The 20,947-nt window shown below is 44.4% G+C and carries 3 protein-coding genes; 1 reads left to right on the forward strand and 2 read right to left on the reverse strand.

What is annotated here, in order from left to right; translation table 11 throughout:
• Positions 1–111: 111 nt before the first annotated feature.
• Both H8K55_RS05045 and H8K55_RS05050 read right to left on the reverse strand, forming a co-directional pair.
• On the reverse strand, positions 112–19,770 hold the full coding sequence (locus H8K55_RS05045; protein ID WP_186940995.1) for a CARDB domain-containing protein: 19,659 nt from the start codon (positions 19,768–19,770) through the stop codon (positions 112–114).
• Positions 19,771–19,915: 145 nt separating this feature from the next.
• Complete coding sequence (locus tag H8K55_RS05050; RefSeq protein WP_186940996.1) at positions 19,916–20,515, reverse strand: hypothetical protein; 600 nt, start codon at positions 20,513–20,515, stop codon at positions 19,916–19,918.
• Positions 20,516–20,601: 86 nt separating this feature from the next.
• On the opposite strand from H8K55_RS05050, the gene H8K55_RS22275 reads away from it, so the two are divergent.
• Complete coding sequence (locus H8K55_RS22275) at positions 20,602–20,901, forward strand: Lrp/AsnC ligand binding domain-containing protein (protein ID WP_408057954.1); 300 nt, start codon at positions 20,602–20,604, stop codon at positions 20,899–20,901.
• Positions 20,902–20,947: the final 46 nt, after the last annotated feature.

The following is a 20,947-nucleotide window of genomic DNA, read 5'->3' on the forward strand; positions in this document are numbered from 1 at the left end:
TCGTCGCCTCTTTCATACCTAATTTTCGATACAAATCTGAATTTCTACTCCGTAGAAATGAAGTGGCAATTTTACTGGCCGAGATTGAAGGAGGGAGCGTAGTCGTCTTTATCATTTTGAGATTTTCCATTCTGCAATACCGATCAATTTTGCCAACAGTATGCCTTGCGTACCATTTGTATCAATTCGCGGCAATCTGCTTTGCACAACCAGTAAACGCCGGAGTACTTCGTCATTACTCGATGTCATCATGGCTAATTGTGCGCGACTCAATTCGTCAATCACCGCACTTCGAATCGCAATTTTCTCTGGATCCGTAAAGCTCATCGTTGATATTTGACTGATTAACTGAGTTAACAACTGTGCACCACTCTTCACATCAATATCAAAAGTTTGCGTTTGCAATTTTGTTATATTGAGCAATACGACTTGATTGCTTGTCGTCGTCACTTGGAAGTGCCCTGCCATAGTTGGAGCACGTAATCGCGCCTTCAGATACTTTGTCTCGTTTGGTGCGACTGGAATCGTCCATGTAACGACTTGTCCTGTAGGAGAGTTCGTTACCAAGCCAAACGGCTCAAGTCCGATTATTTGCGCGTCTGCTGGCAAGGTCTGAATGATTTGCAGAACCACCGCTTTTCCATCATTTTTGATCGTGGTGCTTAAATTGAAAACCTGTCCAGTCACTAAGTCCTGAGGAGCTATGGCATCCGATTTCAAATAATCAAAGCTCTTAGTCATAACATCGAACCAGCGTCCGTCTATCGATTGTGAACGCAAGGTTTCTTCTAGATCGAATCCAAAAGTCAAAGTTTTACCATTGGCGAGTTGACCACTGACAATAGCATCTGTCGGCGTTGCAGAATTCATCTTTGCTTGCGGTAAGCTACCAGCGGTTGCCGCTAGTTTGACCGGTGAATTGGTGATCCTGAAACTTCCTGGTGCGAACAAATTACCAGACATGTTCAAAACCTGATCCGCAACAGAATATTTCCCATTGTAATTAACACCGCTACATTGGCTAATTTGCGTATTCCGGCTATCCCCTAAACCGTCGAGCAACATGCTATTACCTCTGACAATCGCAGCTCGAACCTCTGCCCCCGCGGGCTCGGCAATATTTGTCGCGCCATTGCTTAGCCATACTGTACTATACAGACCACTCCGCAATTCATTTAAGAACGTAGATGGGGAGCTGGTAACTTTATGTGCTACCCCAAGTCCATCCAAATAGAGATCAAGCATCTGTGCCCTGCTAGCATCACAAATTGCAAGTGCCGATGAATTTTCAATCGGGATTGGCGTTGCGCCACATTGCCCCAGATAGTCGTCAGACGCACGTTTACAGGCGCTATAAACCAAGACGCTTTGCCAAGATGAAGTTTGCTGATTAATAGTAACTTTCACTTTTGGTTCGGAAAGGGCAAATTTATCTTGTACCAAGATCTGCTCTTTTCCAGCGACGGTTGCAGACAAAGCGACTTGATAATTACTGCCTGCTGTACCTGTTGTGGTCCAACTGGTAGATGCTGAATATTTTGCTGCAATTGCCAAGTTAATCGAATAGGGGTATTCAGCAACCACCTTCTTCGATGCCGCATCAATAATACTTAATTTCAAAGGCAAATTACTCAAGGCAACTTTGCCACTATTTGTAACCGCAAAAGACACAAGAATAGGATCACCGACAGGGATGTCTTTTGCCGATAAAGTCATGGTTCCCACTAGTTCCGAATTATCCACAACAAAATCGACCTCTGCGACATTGGAGACTTGCTCCAAATTATCTGTCGCGCGTACTCTTGCTTTGTGTGGGCCTTCAGTCATAGTTGAAATAACCGATTGATACTGAGTGCCTGCCATCGTCATCAAACTCCAGGCACCACTATCTACTTGGTATTCAAGCTTGGCAATCGTCGACGCACTGCTATTTGCCGTTGCTGTCAAAGTCATTGGCGTTCGTACATTTAAGCCATTTATTGGAGCTGTAATAGTAACGGTAGGGATTGCCAATGTAATCTGGAATCGAATTGTCTTGCTGACTTGATTGCCTGCTTTATCGTCCGCATCAATTTGCAAGATATGCGCACCGGATTTATTGACCACGGTACCGGATACATAGCTCACACCATCTAACAACAATTTTGTAGTAAGGAGATTAGTGTCGGTCACCGTAATGACTGGCGTCACTGCACTGGTGTATTGCTGCGCATCAGTTACTCCACTGACCGCAATAACTGGTGCCGTATTATCGACGATGACATCCACACCTGCGATTGCTGAGGTCTGAGATTCAGCATCTGTCGCCCGCACATTGAGTTTGTACGCTCCGTCAGGCAAGTCAGTAATCGTCGCCACAAAATTAGGGGCGGCAACAGACATGGCTTCCCATGCTCCGCCGTTCACTTGGTATTCAACTCGTGAAATAGTTGACGAAGCACTGGTCGCGCTCGCACTTAATGTCAGTGGCGTACGCACAAATTTACCTGACAGTGGAGCCAGTACATTAACTACAGGTGCTGCATACGCAATCTGGAATCGAATCGTCCTGCTGACCTGATTACCTGCTTTATCGTCCGCATCAATTTGCAAGATATGCGCACCGGATTTATTGACCACGGTACCGGATACATAGCTCACACCATCTAACAACAATTTTGTAGTAAGGAGATTAGTGTCGGTCACCGTAATGACTGGCGTCACTGCACTGGTGTATTGCTGCGCATCAGTTACTCCACTGACCGCAATAACTGGTGCCGTATTATCGACGATGACATCCACACCTGCGATTGCTGAGGTCTGAGATTCAGCATCTGTCGCCCGCACATTGAGTTTGTACGCTCCGTCAGGCAAGTCAGTAATCGTCGCCACAAAATTAGGGGCAGCAACAGACATGGCTCCCCATACTCCGCCGTTCACTTGGTATTCAACTCGTGAAATAGTTGACGAAGCACTGGTCGCGCTCGCACTTAATGTCAGTGGCGTACGAACAAATTTACCTGACAGTGGAGCAAGTACATTAACCACAGGTGCTGCATACGCAATCTGGAATCGAATCGTCTTGCTGACTTGATTACCAGCTTTATCATCCGCATCAATTTGCAAGACATGCGCACCGGATTTGTTAACCGCCGTACCAGATACGTAGCTCACACCATCTAACAATAATTTTGTAGTGAGAAGATTTGTATCGGTCACCGTAATGACTGGCGTCACTGCACTGGTGTATTGCTGCGCATCAGTTACTCCACTGACCGCAATAACTGGTGCCGTATTATCGACGATGACATCCACACCTGCGATTGCTGAGGTCTGAGATTCATCATCTGTCGCCCGCACATTGAGTTTGTACGCTCCGTCAGGCAAGTCAGTAATCGTCGCCACAAAATTAGGAGCAGCAACAGACATGGCTCCCCATACTCCGCCGTTCACTTGGTATTCAACTCGTGAAATAGTTGACGAAGCACTGGTCGCGCTCGCACTTAATGTCAGTGGCGTACGAACAAATTTACCTGACAGTGGAGCAAGTACATTAACCACAGGTGCTGCATACGCAATCTGGAATCGAATCGTCTTGCTGACCTGATTACCTGCTTTATCATCCGCATCAATTTGCAAGACATGCGCGCCCGATTTGGCGATCACTGTGCCTGATACATAGCTCACACCATCTAACAATAACTTTGTAGTGAGAAGATTAGTGTCGGTCACCGTAATGACCGGCGTCACTGCGCTGGTGTATTGCTGCGCATCGGCTACTCCACTGACCGCAATAACTGGTGCCGTATTGTCGACTTGAATGTTGGTCGAAACTACTTCAGACATTTGTCCCAACGCATCTGTCGCACGCAAGGAAAATGAATGCACGCTATCAGTCAAACCAGTCAACAGTGCTTGACACTGAGCTCCACTATTCACTTGCATATCGATCCATGCAGCACCATTGACTGCGTATTCAATTTTAACAATCGAAGAACCATCACTGAATGCTTGAGCTGCCAGTGTTAACGGGAGACGTACGATGGCATTTGCAGTTGGAGTTAATAACTCGACTCTGGGTAGATTACCGATAAAGAATTGAATTATTCGCGTTGTGGTATTACCTGCCTTATCTTCAGCAACGACTTTTAGCGTATGACTACCTGATATGGTCACTGGTGTAGCAGATACAAAATTTTGTTCGTCCAACGTGATTGAAACCGCATTGAGATTTAGATCAGTGACGTTGACAATCGGAATGACAGAGTTCAGATATTTTCCACCATCTGTCACCCCTGTAACACTAATCTGTGGCGCCAAATTATCGACCTGAGCATTCAAATTCACAGGTTGTGAAGTATTGTTCGCGATGTCAGTCGTTCGCAGGAATATGCTAAGCAAGCCGTCGGGTAATCCCGTTAATTTAAGGCCGTAAATGTCAGCTCCAGAACCTTGAGGAGGCAGAATATTCCAACTAGTTCCATCTATAGAATACTCAACTTTTGCCACCCGTGTATCTTTGTCATTAGAGCGAACTGATAGAGCAAGCAAATTACTGTTGAAATACTGGCTTGGCAGTGGTGTAAGAATGGTCAGCGTTGGCGGTAATCGATCAACCACACGCAAAATTCCTCTGTCCAAAGCGATTAGCTTGCCGGAAATTTCAGCGCTCATCAAAATTTGTAATGGTTTGATCGGCCAAGAATCAACTTCAAACCATGCTTGCCCTTTCGCTTCAGTTCCCTCATTAAGATTCACAGTAGTTTGGTAATGCGCAACAATTTTTCCACTCTCTGGGTCAAGCACATTCAATATGACTGGGGTTCCAGTAAGCGAAACAGTCCCGACATTTTTGACTGAATATGAAATTGCCAGACGATCGCCAGGAGCCACATTGGCAGCATCGACTATTATGCTACCTTCAACTTGCTCAACTACATTGCGAATCACTTCGAACGAAGCGTCAACATCCGCCAACCGCGTAGAATTTACGGAAACACGCAATGTCGCACGGTACATACCTAAAGACATAGCACTAGTGTTCCACGCGAAGTTAATCGCAGTCGGAGTACCAGTGTATAGCGTTTCCAGGGCCTGTTCACTTTGATAAACGACTTCACCTTTAGCATTGAATATCTGAAGTGTAGCCAAGCTATTTTGTAGGGATTCGTTACCATTCAATTGAATCTTGGCATTCAGCTGTACTGTTTGCTGAGTCTGATATTGGGCTTTATCGGTAATCAAGTTTGCTTGAACATTTTGTACAGAGTTAACGCTAAAAATAGTGGTGCCCGTATCGATCAGTGCATTCACATTGTTGTACAGCTTCGCAACGACTCTGTAAGCGCCGGCATAGAGGCTACCGGTATTCCAATGTGCAGAACTTTGTATCGTTTGACCAAATTTCAAATCCTTCACTGAAATTTCTCCCAGTTCACTAACTAGGAAACCATTTTGATCTTCAATTGAAGATTTAATCACGCCTGAAAACAATGATCCTGGGTTGGTAACAACAAAGTTCACATCTACCGGTACATTAGCAGCATAAGTAGCCGAATCTGTTTTCACACTTAAGCCAGGAATCGCATTTGCCGCGACACTAAATTCTCTGACTACTGAATTGTTAGTTTCATTCGACTCTTGGACTGCCTCTAGTGGATCAAGAGATAATGTCAAGGTATATGTACCTGCCTGAACTGGCGTCCAGTCAATTGGATAGATGACATTACTAGCACCCGCTAAGGACGGAACTATCTCATCCAATAAATTGAGCACAATGCCATCAGGCGCACGAAGTTTTACATTCACTCTAAAGTTATTTGCAGGTAAATTTCCCTGATTACGAATTTGCGCTGTCACTCGCGATTTTTCGCCAAGCAAAGGTGTTGAAGGCAAGAGAACGATATCCTGTAACTCCGCAAGCAAATCTGGCATTGGCCCGGCATTCAAAGTCACCCGTACTGGCTCCGATTCTGAGCCTCTGTTTCCAAACTGATCGCTCGCATGTGCCGTAAATAAGTTCTCGCCAGCGCGTAATTTCACAGCTGGAAACTGGAAGTATCCAGCTGGTGTCACGCGCGTCAAAACCAGATCAGAATTATCCGATGTTGCTTGATAAAGCAACAGTCCGCTCCTTGTCACGAGCGTTTTGTCACTCGCAGCTTGTGCGTCATTAGCCACCACTGATTTAATATTGCCATCACTGGAATGCACCACCAAGTTGCTACCTTCAAGCGTCAGATAGTCACCACTAACACCTGGCAGAAAGTGTGGGTAAAGGTCATCACCATTATTCAAGCGATCTTCACCAATGACTCTTGTCAACCCAGTTTCAGGTTGGTATAGAGCGACTTGCGAATTGCCGTTAGCATTTCTGAACTGATAAAGCAGGCGCGAACTATCGGAAGACCATGATGCAGAACTACTTTCCCGACCACTTATCACTTCGACTGAAATTCCAGTCTCAAGATTAAGGACATTCAAAATTTGGTTCCGTTGATACGCCAGCCATTTTCCATTTGGTGACCAAACTAATTTACCGCTTAGTTCCCACATGTTCGCGCTTATCAACAAACGCAAATTTTTTGTCGCACGATCAATTAACCAAAGTCCTTGTTCATTCTGATCACGCGCTCCGACCGCAGCAATGGACATGCCATCAGGTGACCAAGTGAACGAACGATCTGCAATCTGCAAGTCACTTTCTCTGCGAATCGTTTCCTGCCCTTCTTGAAAGCTGTAAATACTCAGATGATCTACCTGACTATCATATTGAACAAATCCTACCGTCGATCCATCCGCCGACCATATCGCAGCATTTGGTTGGATCGCTCCTGGCACAACTTTTGACAGACCCGTATCGAGATCAAGCAAAGTCAATGACCGGCCAACCAAAGCTAAGTGTTGACCATCTGCGCTCATATTGAAGGAATCAAATATGTTCGACACACGAATTGTTTTCTTCACGACATCTTTTGACGTCATGCCGACATCAAGCACAGCCTGATTTCGGATCAGAGAAACAGTTGCCCCAGGTTCGGCCATACCAGAAATATTGATGACTGGTTTAGTTGTTGTCACTGACATATTCCCTGTCACTGGCATAAAAATAACCGGACTGATTGGTGCTAATGTATCGCTTGGTTTTCCGCTCACCTGGTTAGACTGAACCTGAACATTCCCAAGTTTGTCCATCGCTGTGACTAAGTAAAAATAGATTTCTCCATTCTTCAAAGCGTTATCGAGATAATTTAAGTTTGTTATTTGTTGCGCGATAGGCTGATATGGGCCACTCGAATTGTTTGATCTCAATATCTGATAACTAGCAGGAACAGCACCAATTGCAGGGGCATTCCACATTAATTTCAATGCATTTCCACTGGCTACAGGTGCCAATGTTAAATTAATTGGGCCACTAGGAATATTTACGCTGATACTGGCAACAGATTCATTCGAACTTGGACTGGCATTATTCAACGCATCTAAGGCTTTCACTGTGTAGCGATAACTGCCATTCGGCAACTCTTTATCAACAAAGCGACGATTTTGCAGGTCAACAATTTTCGCAATAGAAATCCCATCGCGGAATACTTCGTACGCAGCGAGATCAGCAGCAATCGACTCGGTCCAATTCAAAACCACAGAACTAGCATCAACAGCGGAACTTAACACCACCGCATCTGGAGCAACAACATCTCCTATAGTCTGTCTCAAGTTTGCTGGAGCGCTAAACACGCCACTACTATTTTGTGCAAAGACACTAAAATTGTTTATTCCATTCTTAACCTGTCCGGACCAGGTATTCTCAGTTTGTGTTGGGATGATAGACACCAACACTTCGTCAATACTCGACTCGCCGTATTTCGACTTAATAAGCTTGATACGAAGTTGGTTCGTCAAATAGGGGCGTGACAAAATCGTCTCAACATGAATGCTTGTGTTTCCACGAATACCGGCCACCGGAACCCAAACTTGCCCATCCCAGGCTTCAATATCGTAATCACTTAATATGTTTTGTGACACGACCTTGATCTGTTGAACGGTGACAGTCTGCGCATAACTCAAACTTAACCATTGATTCTGTTCTGCTAATTGTGGATCCGGTCTCCATGCAGTGCTCAAATTTCCATCGATTGCATTTGACGGCTCCGCATAATAGTTTGGATTGCTACTGGAAGCCGTTGCGATAGTGCCTGAAGCAATTTCTACATTATTGATTCCATTGACTTGTACATGATATCCGCGAATGCCAACGTCAACATTTGGAGTCCAATTTATAGTGGCATTCAGCCCATTACTACTGCCCGCCAACCCAACAGGAGCCGATGGTATATCAGCCTTCACCACATGAAAATTAATCGATTTACTGACATTGCCGTCCGCATCTTTTTGATTCAATGTGAAAATATTCTCTCCAGAATTTAACGGAATATCTGCTTTCGCAAAGGTGCCATCCTCGATGGCATCAAATTGTGCAATGACGCTAGCATTTGATGACAACAAGACCTTGTTTTTGGCGAGACCTTTTCCTATTAATCCATAAGTTGTGTCTAAGGTTGGAGTGTAGGGCTGAACAATTGCAGGCGTATACACTAGTGCAGTCACATCCGTACTAGGCTTACTCATTATTTCGTTCGTGCTCACTGCATAAATGCGATATCGGTAAGAAGCATCATCTAAATTTTCGTCAACGAAACTTAATCCATTCACTGGGGCATTTGTAAGGCGAACAATTTTTCCAGCGGGATCTATGCGATCAACGACGTAGCCAGCAAGCTCATTTGATGTATTGGAATTCCAAGTCAAATTCACATTGCCGCCATCGACTTTCGCTTTCAATCCATTCACTGTATCTGGTACGGTGAGATTCTTATATGAAACCTTGATTGCAACGGGTGCTGCGTCGGTATGTCCTGTCACATCCGTTGCCACTGCTTGCAACAAATAGTCTCCGTATGCCGTTCCGATCGGGGTCCAATTCGTTTCATACGGAACTTTGCTTACTGGACCAGAGAAATTCGTCCACACATTGTCAACCAAGGATTTGTATTGGAATTGAACGGTCGCGATATCAGTATCCGCAGCAGTAGCCAGCAGATAGATCGTCTTGTCAAATTTGGTGCCATCCACAGGTTTGATGATGGAAGCATGTGGCGCGCGGTTATCCAAAGTTACGGAAACTGTGTTTGAAAGGGCGCTGAGATTTTCCGCTCTATCCATAGCCTGAACAGCGTAAGTATGCAGGCCATCAGCTACCTTCAAATCCACAAAATTGCTTGGCACAATTAGGTATGGTTTCAAACTGCCTATCACTGCACCGATTGCATTGGCAACTCTTTCATCTCGGTACAAAATATATCCAGCAAGGTCTGAAGATGCACTAGGAGTCCAAGAAAGTGTCACCGTATCGGCGTTAGCGTTTGCTGTTAAGGAAGTCGGGCTGAGAGGCGAAACATTATCAACTGAAATCGTCACGCTATCTGTTGCAATTTGCCCCGAAATGTCTTCCACCTCTAACTTGAGTGTCTGTACAGAATTTTCTGGAAGGCCTAAGGTATTCCAACTTCCCAATACATCGGCAATGGTGGAAATTGAAGAACGTCGTAGCTGTTGCCACACGGTTGGCTTGTCTCCCGCACCAACATAAAGTCGATATTCTTTCAAGCCCAATGAGGAATTAGCAGTTCCTTTAATATCGAGCAATGAACTAACCAGAGAGCCACGAGCAGGTGTGAATATCTGCGCAGTTGGACCAGTTTGATCAACCACCAGACTAACGGAATTTGAATTCAGACCCTCCCAACCGGCACGGTCTATTGCTCTAATCGTATAACTATAGGTACCGTTCAATAGAGAAGAATCTACGTACGTATTTCCTTTAACTACTTCTGAGTTAATACGCACACCATTTCTGAAAATGGCATACCCAACGACATCGTTTTCTACACTTGCACTCCACGACAAGCGTGCATCTTGACGATTCTCCAGCTTAACTTCCACATTAGTGACTACGCCCGGTGCCACCGTATCTACGATAATTTCACTCAGAGTTTCGGTGGTGTTTCCAGCCTTATCAGTCACCGTTAGTTTCAATGTATGCGTTCCATCAGAAGGCAGTTGCTGCCAATTGAGTAAGGCACCGGAACTAACAGCAGTAGTACTTGTACTTAATAATGACCAACGATCCGCCAATCTTTTTGAGCCCGCGGCAATTTCGATCTTATAGTCGTGGAAATTGGTGTCTGATGCAGTACCTACGATATCCATCCCTCGCTTCACGTAGCTAAGGTCTAGCGGTGCGCTTATTGACGCTACTGGTAATGTATTATCTACAGTCACAGACAGTGTGGCCTGATTAGTTAAGCCTGCAAGATCATTGGCTTTGAGCCACAAGGTATACGTGCCATCGAGTATTTGCGAAACATCCCAGAATTTCACAAGCTCAGACGATTGCAAACTATCACCGCTAATAATGTCAGAGAAATTTTCTGAAGGGTTTCCTTGCCCATAACGCAGTTTGTAAGTCGCAAGATTTTTCTCCGTGATTGTCGCACTGAGTTTAACCAATCCTTTTTTCGCGCTCACGTAACTTTCATTTGTCGGTAAATCAAATGAAATTTTAGGTGGCGTATTATCGATTTCAAAGAATTTGGTGGACTCGGTAAGATTCTCTGCCTTATCGACCGCGACAATCTTCACGCCATATTTAGCTTCCGGTAAACCTTCTAACGAATTAGCAGCTGCGGCAACTTGGTCAACCGCTCCCTCGGCAACTAATTGCCAATTTGTTCCACTAGTATTAGTGACGGCATTTGCCGCGAAATAGACTTTATAGGTATCGAGGTAAGCATCGCTTACAGCATAAGAAACATTTCCTTTGGCCGTTACAAAATTTGTTTTGGGATAAGTAATCGTTGCCTTAGGGGCTACGTTATCCAAAACGATTTGCGTCGCAACCTCTTGTTTCACAGACGCATTATCCAAAGATGTTGCCGTCATTTTTGCAAAATAAAGGCCATCTCTTTCCAACTGCCCAAGCAAATTAGTGCCATCCCATAGCCTCACCGCTGCGCCAGAATTAAGCACTTCGTCATTAATCAGCGTTTTTACTAAACTACCGTCTATCGTATCTCGCAAGATTTCAAGTTTCACCTTTGCCGGGCTCAAGAGAGCGTAACGAATAGTTGCCATATCACGCTTGCCGTCACCATTCGGTGAAAAGATCGCTGGAGCTGACTCTAAGTAACTGATCAGATCGTTTCTAGTGGTGATCTCAATCGGCATCGAAACCACAGAATTATTTCCGACACTATCTTGTGCAACAACTCGTAGACTGAGCAAACCTGAAAGACCCAAGGTATTCCAAGTCGCCAATCCTTGTTCACTGACTTGCGTTGGCGTCGGCTTACTGCCGTTTTCAATAGTTATCCAAAACTCTGGATTGGATGCCAATGCATATTGAACCGTGTATGACATAAAATTCGCATCGCGAATCGCGCCATTAATCTGCGCAATCAAACCGAGCTTAGCGTCTCTAATAGGCGCAGTGACAAGTATCGTTGGTGGTGTTGAATCAACCTCAACTACGTGGTCTACCTCTTTTGTATTGCCACAAGAATCCTCGTAAACAACGCGCAACAAATACAAACCATCTGTGACAATTTTACCGTCGGTTGCGCGTCCGTCCCAGTCATAGGCATATTCACCGGCAATCAAAGATTGTGTTTGAGCCAGATGGCGAATTGATGAACCGATCGCAATGGTGTCACCCTGTTCATTGCGCTGGGCAGAATAAACATGAATATCAACTGTCACCGACTCTGCAGGTGAGATTTTTAAAGAAACATGATCTGGCAAAGAACTCGCTTTTGGTGAAAACACTTTGCGATCAATTGATGAGGGATTCAATTGAAGTTGATTATCGAGAGCGAATTGTACCGGCGCTGAACAACTCTGATAGCCTGCCGCATTGAATACTCGTAAGCGAACACTAATATCGCCTTCTATTTGCTCGTTTTCAAACAATCCAAGTCGCCCCAATTCGCCACTACGCGCAACACTTCCTGGAAAGTTCTCATCCAGTTGGACATTTGCACTTGACCACTGTAGCGGATGAAAATCGTCGCAGAGTTTGGAGTCTGGATAACTACAGAATGTTGGCGGTAAAGCAGGAGGTCGAATGCGTTGAGCACTTTGACGCAATCCGCTAAATCCTGTCCTGGTCTTTTCCACGCCAGCAGGGCTGAAAGTTTTCCAATCAGTCGGGTTACTTCCTTTTCCAAACTCCAATGCATACGAAACATTGCTGTCGCTAGTAATGCTTCCTTCAATCGCGACAACATTCACCAACTTCTTCAAATCGAGTGGGCTGCGCGCCTTAATACCACACATCTTCTGACCATCGCTTGGATAGGTGATGCGTGCTGTTGGAGCAGTATGTACGACAGGAATAGATAATATTTCCGTCGCTACTTTTCCATCCTCATTAATAATTCGAGCAAAAAATTGTTTCTCTCCACTCGCAATATTGCTCGTGTCAATTGAGAATACATACTCGGACTGAGTAATATCATTCCAATTATGAATAATCTCTTCGCGACCGTCAGCTGTCAATCTTCCCAAAAGCAATTGGGTTAATTTTCGTCCATCTTTAGCATAAGGCGATAATGTAAACTGCAATTTTGACGAAGGTGTGGCATTGCAAACTAGCGAAGTTTCAGGTCCCGCGACCCAATTCACTCCTAAGCAATGGGTTGGCAAGACATTCGATTGCGTATAAACCACATCACCAGAGGCCGTTGTTCCTTTAAGACGAATACTGTATCGATCACACGAATGGAGGCTCAAGTCCTTCAATAGCTCAGTTCCCAAATAGTGGGTATAGAGATCATTTGGATTCTGCACCGTCTGTATCAATCGCTCAGTCAAATAGCGCGGATCGTCTGTACTAGAAATGAGCAAATCTGCCCGTATCATCGGTTCATTCCAAACTATTTGGGCAAGCACCTCGATAGCTTGCTCAACACCACCTCGATAATCTTTCACACCAGCGATCGTAAAATGATTATCAATCCGAATAAGGTATGGAGACATCGCAACAAATTCATTGGTGTCGTCATCTACTACTTTTAGACGAACAATATAGTCTGTACGCGACTTGATCCCTTTCAAGTCCCACAAAAATTCAAAAAAATGATCTGTTGGGGTACTTCCTACAGAAACATAATCATTCTTTAAAATGTCATGCTGTAAGAAACTAGAGATTGGCACTTCATTCCAGGTTGCACCATCGAGGGCAGATAAAGGCAAATCTTTTTCTGATACGAGCCTCTCTTTAAATTGCAAAACAACTTTATTAATACCCTTACGCAAGGTTTCAGCGAATATCAATCGCACTGGTGCGGCACCACTAATTCCAGACAAGAAAGGTATGCCACCAATTTTTTCTGCATTAGAGTAAGGAACGGATACGATCTGTTTCCAACGCATATTTTCTGGCGGATTCGTGCGACTGTGCTCGGCAAAATTCAGCAAAAACAATTCCTGAGCGGCGGGTGCCGTACTGGATGATGTTTTCGTACCAGCTTTATCAGACACGATCATTCGGTATTTCGTACCAACAAATCCCTTAGGATCAAGTAGCTCAGCGCCCTCGTCTTTGATTGCCGGGAAACGCCCGAATTCTTGCCATTCATTTGAGTTGTTTGCAGAAACACGCTCGATTAGCATGCTTGCATAATTTTGATCACTTGATGCCCACGTCAATTTTGGCACATAAGCCACAAATTTAGCGCCTTTTTCTTGGTCAAATCTGAATCCATAAGCACTGGTCAAGGAAAGCAAGCTATCAGGTGGTGTATTGTCTATATTGACGAAGAATTCATAACTTTGAACTGCAACTCGATAACGCCCATCGGAGACCGTGCGACCTTGATCATCACGTCCATCCCATACAAAAAACGCTTCTTGACCAATCGAATAATGATCCCTCGAGACACTACGAATCGCAGCATTATTTGCGTCATACACAGTGAACTCCAGATGTACTGGATCTAAAACTCGATAATGCAGTTTTAAAACGTCTTGCACCGAATCACCGTTCGGTGACACAAATTCAGTATCTTTATAGAGATCTGTAATACTCGGGGTATCCATCCAAGAAATACGTCGAATCTGTTGGCGTTTGTTACCTGCCAGATCTTCCACTGTAAGACGCAAGTAGTAATGTCCAAAAGCTGGCGGCACCCAATTCGTAAACACTCCGTCAATTATGGGAGTGCTGCTTCCTGGAACAACGGTCTTCCAATCATTCGGTGTCGACGCCGCTGCGTATTCAATCATATAGCGTGAGAAATTTTGGTCAGTCGCGGTACCGCGTAAAATCAAACCGCCAATGGTCGCACTGCGCAACGGCTGCAAATCCAAACTCATATTGAGCAAACTACCAAAGCTATATTGATCTGGGCCCGATTCATAACAGCTACTCGATGAATCCCTTGCAGCACGCCAAGATGAAAACATCAATTTACGACCGCTTGGCAAAAATCCCTGCAAGCTCATTCTTATGTCACTGCGATTATTGGTCAGGTCCGCAGAAGAGTGCCAATTTTTGAACAATGGACGTACTTTATTCGCATCATCTAATAACACGGCATCGATGCAAGTCTGCTCAGCTTGATTTTCGCAATCGTTACCTAATTGCCGAATGACAGTGCGTTCATTTGGTGCCCATGCGTACATGACCGATTCTGCGTTAACTTGACGTGTTTGGATCCGCGCAGACTCAACGTACTCCAATTCGCCACTCGACAAATCAGCTTTTACCATCACGTGTTGTGGACCACTATATCCACCAAGAACTACAGGTGGGCCAGCAAGTTTGTGTGCCACAGAGTTCGAAGCGATTGATTCAGAGCGGCAACTTTCAAAGCAAGTCGAGAATCCGAACACAAATTCGGTGCTACTGCTTGCCCACGCTAAATTGGCGATTTTCCCCTCGCCATTTTCTATACTTGCGTTACCCACGGCTGTCTCAAACGATTTGACGACATTAAATTCTGTGTCAAATACATAGATTCTGGCATCAATACGATTGGCGCTTTCAATGCCCAATTCACTTAACTTTCCACCTATCGCAAATAATTTTGAATTAGGTGCCCATTTTCGAATCGAGAAGTCACCACGCGGAAGCGTGTCTGACATTTTCCGACGATGCCCAGTGAGGGTATCAATAACAAAATAATCAACTCCCTGACTGCCATAAACGGGAACAAGTACCTTGTTTTGATCAGGTGAAAATATCAGGTCACCAAGACTTCCGCTCCCCACATCTGCGTTACTAAAAAGTACGGTCTCAGCACTAACGCCGTCTGTTGGTATACTAAGAATCGCATTGTTGACCTTAGCTATATAGGCGCTACCATCTCCATTTAAATCACTACCACCAGGATTGGTATCAAAACTACCTTGCGGTTCTACACGAATCTGCTTGACCGCACGGCCATCGCCACTTGCGATCCATAACTGTTCCTGATACTGTCCTGCAGCAATTTTCTGAACTCGCGTAAATGCCAATTTTTCGCCATTCAAAGACATACCAAAATAGCGATTCCAATCCGGCAAATTCAATAATTCACTCGACAATACAGGCGTTAGATCTGATCCATTTGTCAGCTCACGATAGAAGGTGCTGAGGAAATTGGGTGAAGTATAATAATCACGTTGATTGAACAAGAAGATACGTTCTTCATCCGCGGTCACGCGCAGAGACTTAGACGCTTGCTGCCATCTCGCATCGCCAATTTCACAACTTAGATTTGTGAATTGCTCATATCCAGTATCGATCGCGTCAATAATTGATGAACGATTTGTATCAATTGTTACTCTTACTTCTCCAAGCAATGACGCTTTGGAGTCGAGCACACGAATCCGATATTCACCATCAGACACCACAACACCCAATTGATTTAGACCATCCCAGGTCACACTGCCAGTTTGTGCATTCTTAAATTGCTCTCCTGCAAATGTACGAACGGTTTTTCCATACTTATTGAGGATATTGACACTCACATCAGTACTTGTCTGCAAGCGGAAACTCAGTACCGTATCGTCTTTCACGCCATCGCCATTTGGTGAGAAATATCGATTGGAAACATAGAAGTCACTGTCTTGTACTATCAGATCCCTGCGAGCAAAATTATTTGTCTTATTTTTTTCTTCGATTGCATTGTCTGGATCGACGAGGACAAATAAGCTACGCGTCAGGCTCACTGCTCCCGCTGGGAAAATATAATCGAGCGTTGTACTTTCTAATCCCGCCAAAACTGGAATTATTTTATCTGTACCAATCGCTTTGCCGTTTTGAGATGGATCTCCGTCGTAGAGACGCACAACAATATTCTTTGCGCTTTGTTTCCCTAAATTATTCAATTTCACAGATACAGTAACAGTGTCGCCAGGTTTTGGAGACGCCGGTGTAAGCACTATATCCGCGGCGGAAATTGCAAGATCTGTCATAGTCAATGGCGTGATCATTGCAAATGCAGCGTTGTCTTCTCGCGTAATTTCACTCTGTTTTTTATATGGATCAACAGAGACAAAAATCATATGTTCAAGCGCATCTGGCAAGCGAGGCCATTTAGCAACGACCGTCACACTTTCGCCCGGGTTCAAATTTGCAATTTTTTGAATCGGCGCAAACAACCTTCCTAGTGCAGGATCACCGTCATAGAAGCCAACTTCAATATCGCTTGCAGCCAGATTGCCAATATTTCGCACAATCTGACTTACGGTCAATTCTTGATTTTCAATATTCAGGGCAGGTGAAATAACAAGGTCTTTAAAACTCACGGCCAGATTTGCTCCGTTTGCTTCAAGTACCTTAAAGCTAATCTGATCAGCATTATTAGTTTTGTCAATTTCAGTCAAAATATTGTCTGAATCTAACTCAACATGAAACACTAAATCACCACCGAATTCTGCGCGCCACACTACATCTTGATCGACGGCGGATCCCGCGGCTATTTGTACAGTGCGATTTGCAACTTCAACATTCTTCACACCATTAGATACAAAATAACGTACTTTAAACGGCGGGGAATCTATCGTGCCTGCATTACGAATTTTGACTTTAAACTGCGCATCGGATCCTACATAAACGGGAGAACGAGCTAAGACAGTTTCTCCGTGACGTATTTCCAAATCGAGAGAGGGCGTTGTTTCAACCGACAGTGAAGCCAGGTTATTTGATTTATCCGATTCAGTAATCAAATTTTCTGGATCGATCAGTACAGCATACTTCGAGACTCCTGGTCGCAATACTGTTCCGCTAAAATTAACGACTTGCTGTGAGCGGCCAAGCAAATTAAGAACTCTTTCATCAATAACCTTCGCGTCGCTCCCCTCTCCCTCACGAAGAACAACGCGAACATTAGGTGCGTCGGTTTTTCCAATATTGAAAATCGGACCAGAGATAGAAAATATCGTTGGCAACCTATTTGGATGTGGCGGACTAATAATCATGTCGCTAGCATTGATTGCCAGTTCAACTGCTGCAGGTGCCTCTCGCACCGTTACGTTAATTTGTTGGCGATTATCAGATTTGGTGACTTCTTGTATGGTGTTTTCTGGGTCAACCAATGCATATAGTGTGTGAGCACCCGCCTTTCCGAAGGTGTTCCACAAAACTTTCAATTCCACATTTGCACCAACAGCTAGGGCTGGAATACTGATATCTGATCCTATTTGCTGACTGGCCAATGCAGGATCACCATCAAACACACGGACCTTTCCTGCAGGAGCAGTGCTGGTTCCGTTATTTGAGACTTTAAAACTCACAACAGTTTGCTGGCCATCGAGCAGCCCCTCAGATGCGATTTTTAGATCAGTTAGTGCCCAGTTAAATAGTCCAGAACTGCGCAGCAAACGTAACGCAAGTGCCGTCGAATATGCACTTTTATTCCAACTGCCATCAATAAGTTGAGTAGAAGCTACATAGGACGTCGCATCTGCCGCCCGAATTTGCCCAAGCGCATTTTGAGTCAGCAATGCCAATACAACGTTCGCAGTATCATGTACGGTACTGGGACTATCACCAAATCCACCGTCCGAATTCTGTCGCTGCGCCAGAAAGGAAATTATTTTTGACGAAGCACTAGTGGGAATACTACGCCCACTAAGTGACTGAAGCGCAGTCGCGGTAACACTTGTCCGGGAAACACCACCGGTCAAGTTGCCCCAACCGCCATCAACATTCTGGTTCGCGAGCAAAAATGCCACAGCTCTATCTAATTTTTCTTTCACTAAACTGGTATCAAGTGATCGCAGTGCGAGTATGGCGAGAGCAGTATCGAGAGGGTTACTTTGATATGAAAGCGAAACACCCCAACCACCATCCAGATTTTGCATAGCAAGCACTTTGTCTACTTGATCTGGGGAGTTAACACCCGCGCCAGTAAGCGTTCGCAGACTACGCGCAATGTAATCTGTATTTCCAGGATTTTGCCCAGTCAGCCAAGACAAAGTCTTTTGCTTACCAACAAATCCAACACCATCTAAATCATTTAATGTTTCAAATGCAAAAACCGTGTCTCGTACTTTAGTAAATGGATTATCTTCCCAATAGCCATCAATGGATTGTTGATTTTTTAACCAAGCCAATCCATCGGGAATATTCGCTCCACCACTTCGAACCTGCCCTGATTGAGTATTATTGCTTGAATCGTCTTTGCCCAAAACAGCAAGCTCACTATATGAATGGGCGATTGCCCTACCGCCTGTCATGACGGCAAGGCGAGTATTGATCGCTTTGCGAATACCATTGAGTGCGGCTATTTCAGCATCGGTGGGTTCCGCACCTGCTCGCGATAAAAGCACAAATCCTAAACGAAATTCTTTCTGTGAATTATCCGCCGATGGGATGCGCGGTCCCTCTGCCGCAATGACATCCTCAATTGAAATTTCTCTGCGTACACCACTCACCGTCACGCCACTTAATGGCAGACGATTCTTATCGATGTTGGGATTGTCAATAAGGAAGAAAGTTGGCACCTCATTCTTCTTGTACATCCCCATTAGATACAGATCAAGTGGACTGAAAAATTGATAGCCACCAGTCGAAGTAAAACTGCCATCTGAATTGTCTCGCCATTGATTACCATACTCGACTGAGGCACCACTATTGAGAAGAAAACTCCAATGCGAATTATCTTTTCCTAGTAATGCTGTGCTCAGCGTTCCATCGGCAGCTTTGAAGCGTACACGAGCGCCCCATTGGTGCAAAAATTCGTGTGAGAAAGTTCGTAAAACAGATTCAAAATCAGGATTAAACGGATTGGTCGTATATCGGCTTAATGCCGCCATATCGATATACCCCAACAATTTTCCACTACTGCCAAACTCCTTCGTATTATCGAACTGTGGAATCCCTAGACCCTTAACCTTATTCTGAACTCCCAAATGAGACGCCAGCGCATCTCCTGTATCAAATTCAAAATTACTAAACACCACAATGAAATCATAATGATCAGGGTGCGTGCGATAAAACTCTTTGGCAATGACAGTCCTCGGTTCCACATTGACTTGTCCGTCGCCGGATTTAATGCCGTAATTACCAGTCAGCTGAATAACTGAAACATCATTTTTATCTTTAAGGTGACGAGCCTGATAAAACCCCGTGTTGGGAAAAGATGAAGTTGATGGAAAGTCCGCACGTGCCAATACCCACCAAAACAGACTTAGCGTCATCAAAAGAAAGGAACTGCCCAATCTAATCGTTTGTCGATTTAACTTCATCTTAATTTATCAAAACCTTGAATATGTTCTGCAATGACCATTCACTGACAGAAAAATAAAAAGATTTCAAATCTTCCTGGCGTCTAAACGCTCAATCAATTTGAAATCTGTCTGGATTTTCGACAAGAACTTGATTCTTACTGGCTTACTGTTGTTCAACGCCATTAACAAAACTCTTCTTTTCCGGACGCTCATCTTCTTTTCGACTGGATAATGGATCTCGACCTCGAACCATAGTCGGTGGAAGCATATATAGTTCTGGTACTACTGATTTACTGAATCGTTGTAGACGGCCACCAAGTGTTCCTTGGGTCTTGTAGAGCCAGGCTAGTTGTTTTTCAGGAGCGTCCAATCGCCTTTCCTCAAGAACCGCCTTATCAAGCGCGATCCTGATTAGCTTTGTCTGAGTTCCTGGGATAAGTTCTTCAGCATGTACTGTTATCAGGCCACGTTCTGGAACAGAAAAAACGCCAATTTGCTCTTTCGTGTCGACCGCAAGAAGACGTATTGAGTCCAATGTCAATGTGGTTGTGGAATCCAATTGCAAGTTCGAGGATCCTAGAACGGCACCTACTTTTGACTTCACTGAAACGCTTGCTGGCTTGTTGCCATTAGGTTTTACCTGCGCCCAAACATTGGACTCTTCACATGCCAATAAGAAAACGCAAAAAAGGAATTGAACGGCACCTATTGCCACGTCATTTTTGTCCAAAATATTCACCCAAATAAGAAAAGACAAACTCATTGAAATGTGAAATACAAATTCATTTTTGTTAAAATTAACTCAAATATAATGCATATTTAACATTTAATCAAATATGTATCCTAATGATGATTGCATTTGAGCAATGCAAACCAAAATTACATGGAGTGCAACTCAAATGCGAGCAAAAGGAATGGGGAATTAAATCGAAGGACAGCTTGTGCTCATTGGCCAAGCGCCACGAAATCATCAAGCTCTATACGGTCAGTGGTCGCTATGATTTATGCGCCAAGCTATCAACAGAATCGACGCACGAGCTCGATGCCGTGATTGACAAAATACATTTGATTAAGGGGGGGTGGATACGTTTTCGACGATTTTGTTGTCGACTAAATTGGATAGGCCGGAATAGAGTCACTTCGATTTAAGGAAATTTAAGTGGCCGACGACGTTGTTCGGCGACCCCGATCGTGA

Source organism: Affinundibacterium flavidum (assembly GCF_014284175.1).
Taxonomy (GTDB): domain Bacteria; phylum Pseudomonadota; class Gammaproteobacteria; order Burkholderiales; family Burkholderiaceae_D; genus Undibacterium; species Undibacterium flavidum.

Bases quoted from the DNA above. Each gene is read 5' to 3' on its own strand.
- H8K55_RS05050 (WP_186940996.1), bottom strand. From the start codon at position 20,515: ATGAGTTTGTCTTTTCTTATTTGGGTGAATATTTTGGACAAAAATGAC.
- H8K55_RS05045 (WP_186940995.1), bottom strand. From the start codon at position 19,770: ATGAAGTTAAATCGACAAACGATTAGATTGGGCAGTTCCTTTCTTTTG.
- H8K55_RS22275 (WP_408057954.1), top strand. From the start codon at position 20,602: ATGATTGCATTTGAGCAATGCAAACCAAAATTACATGGAGTGCAACTC.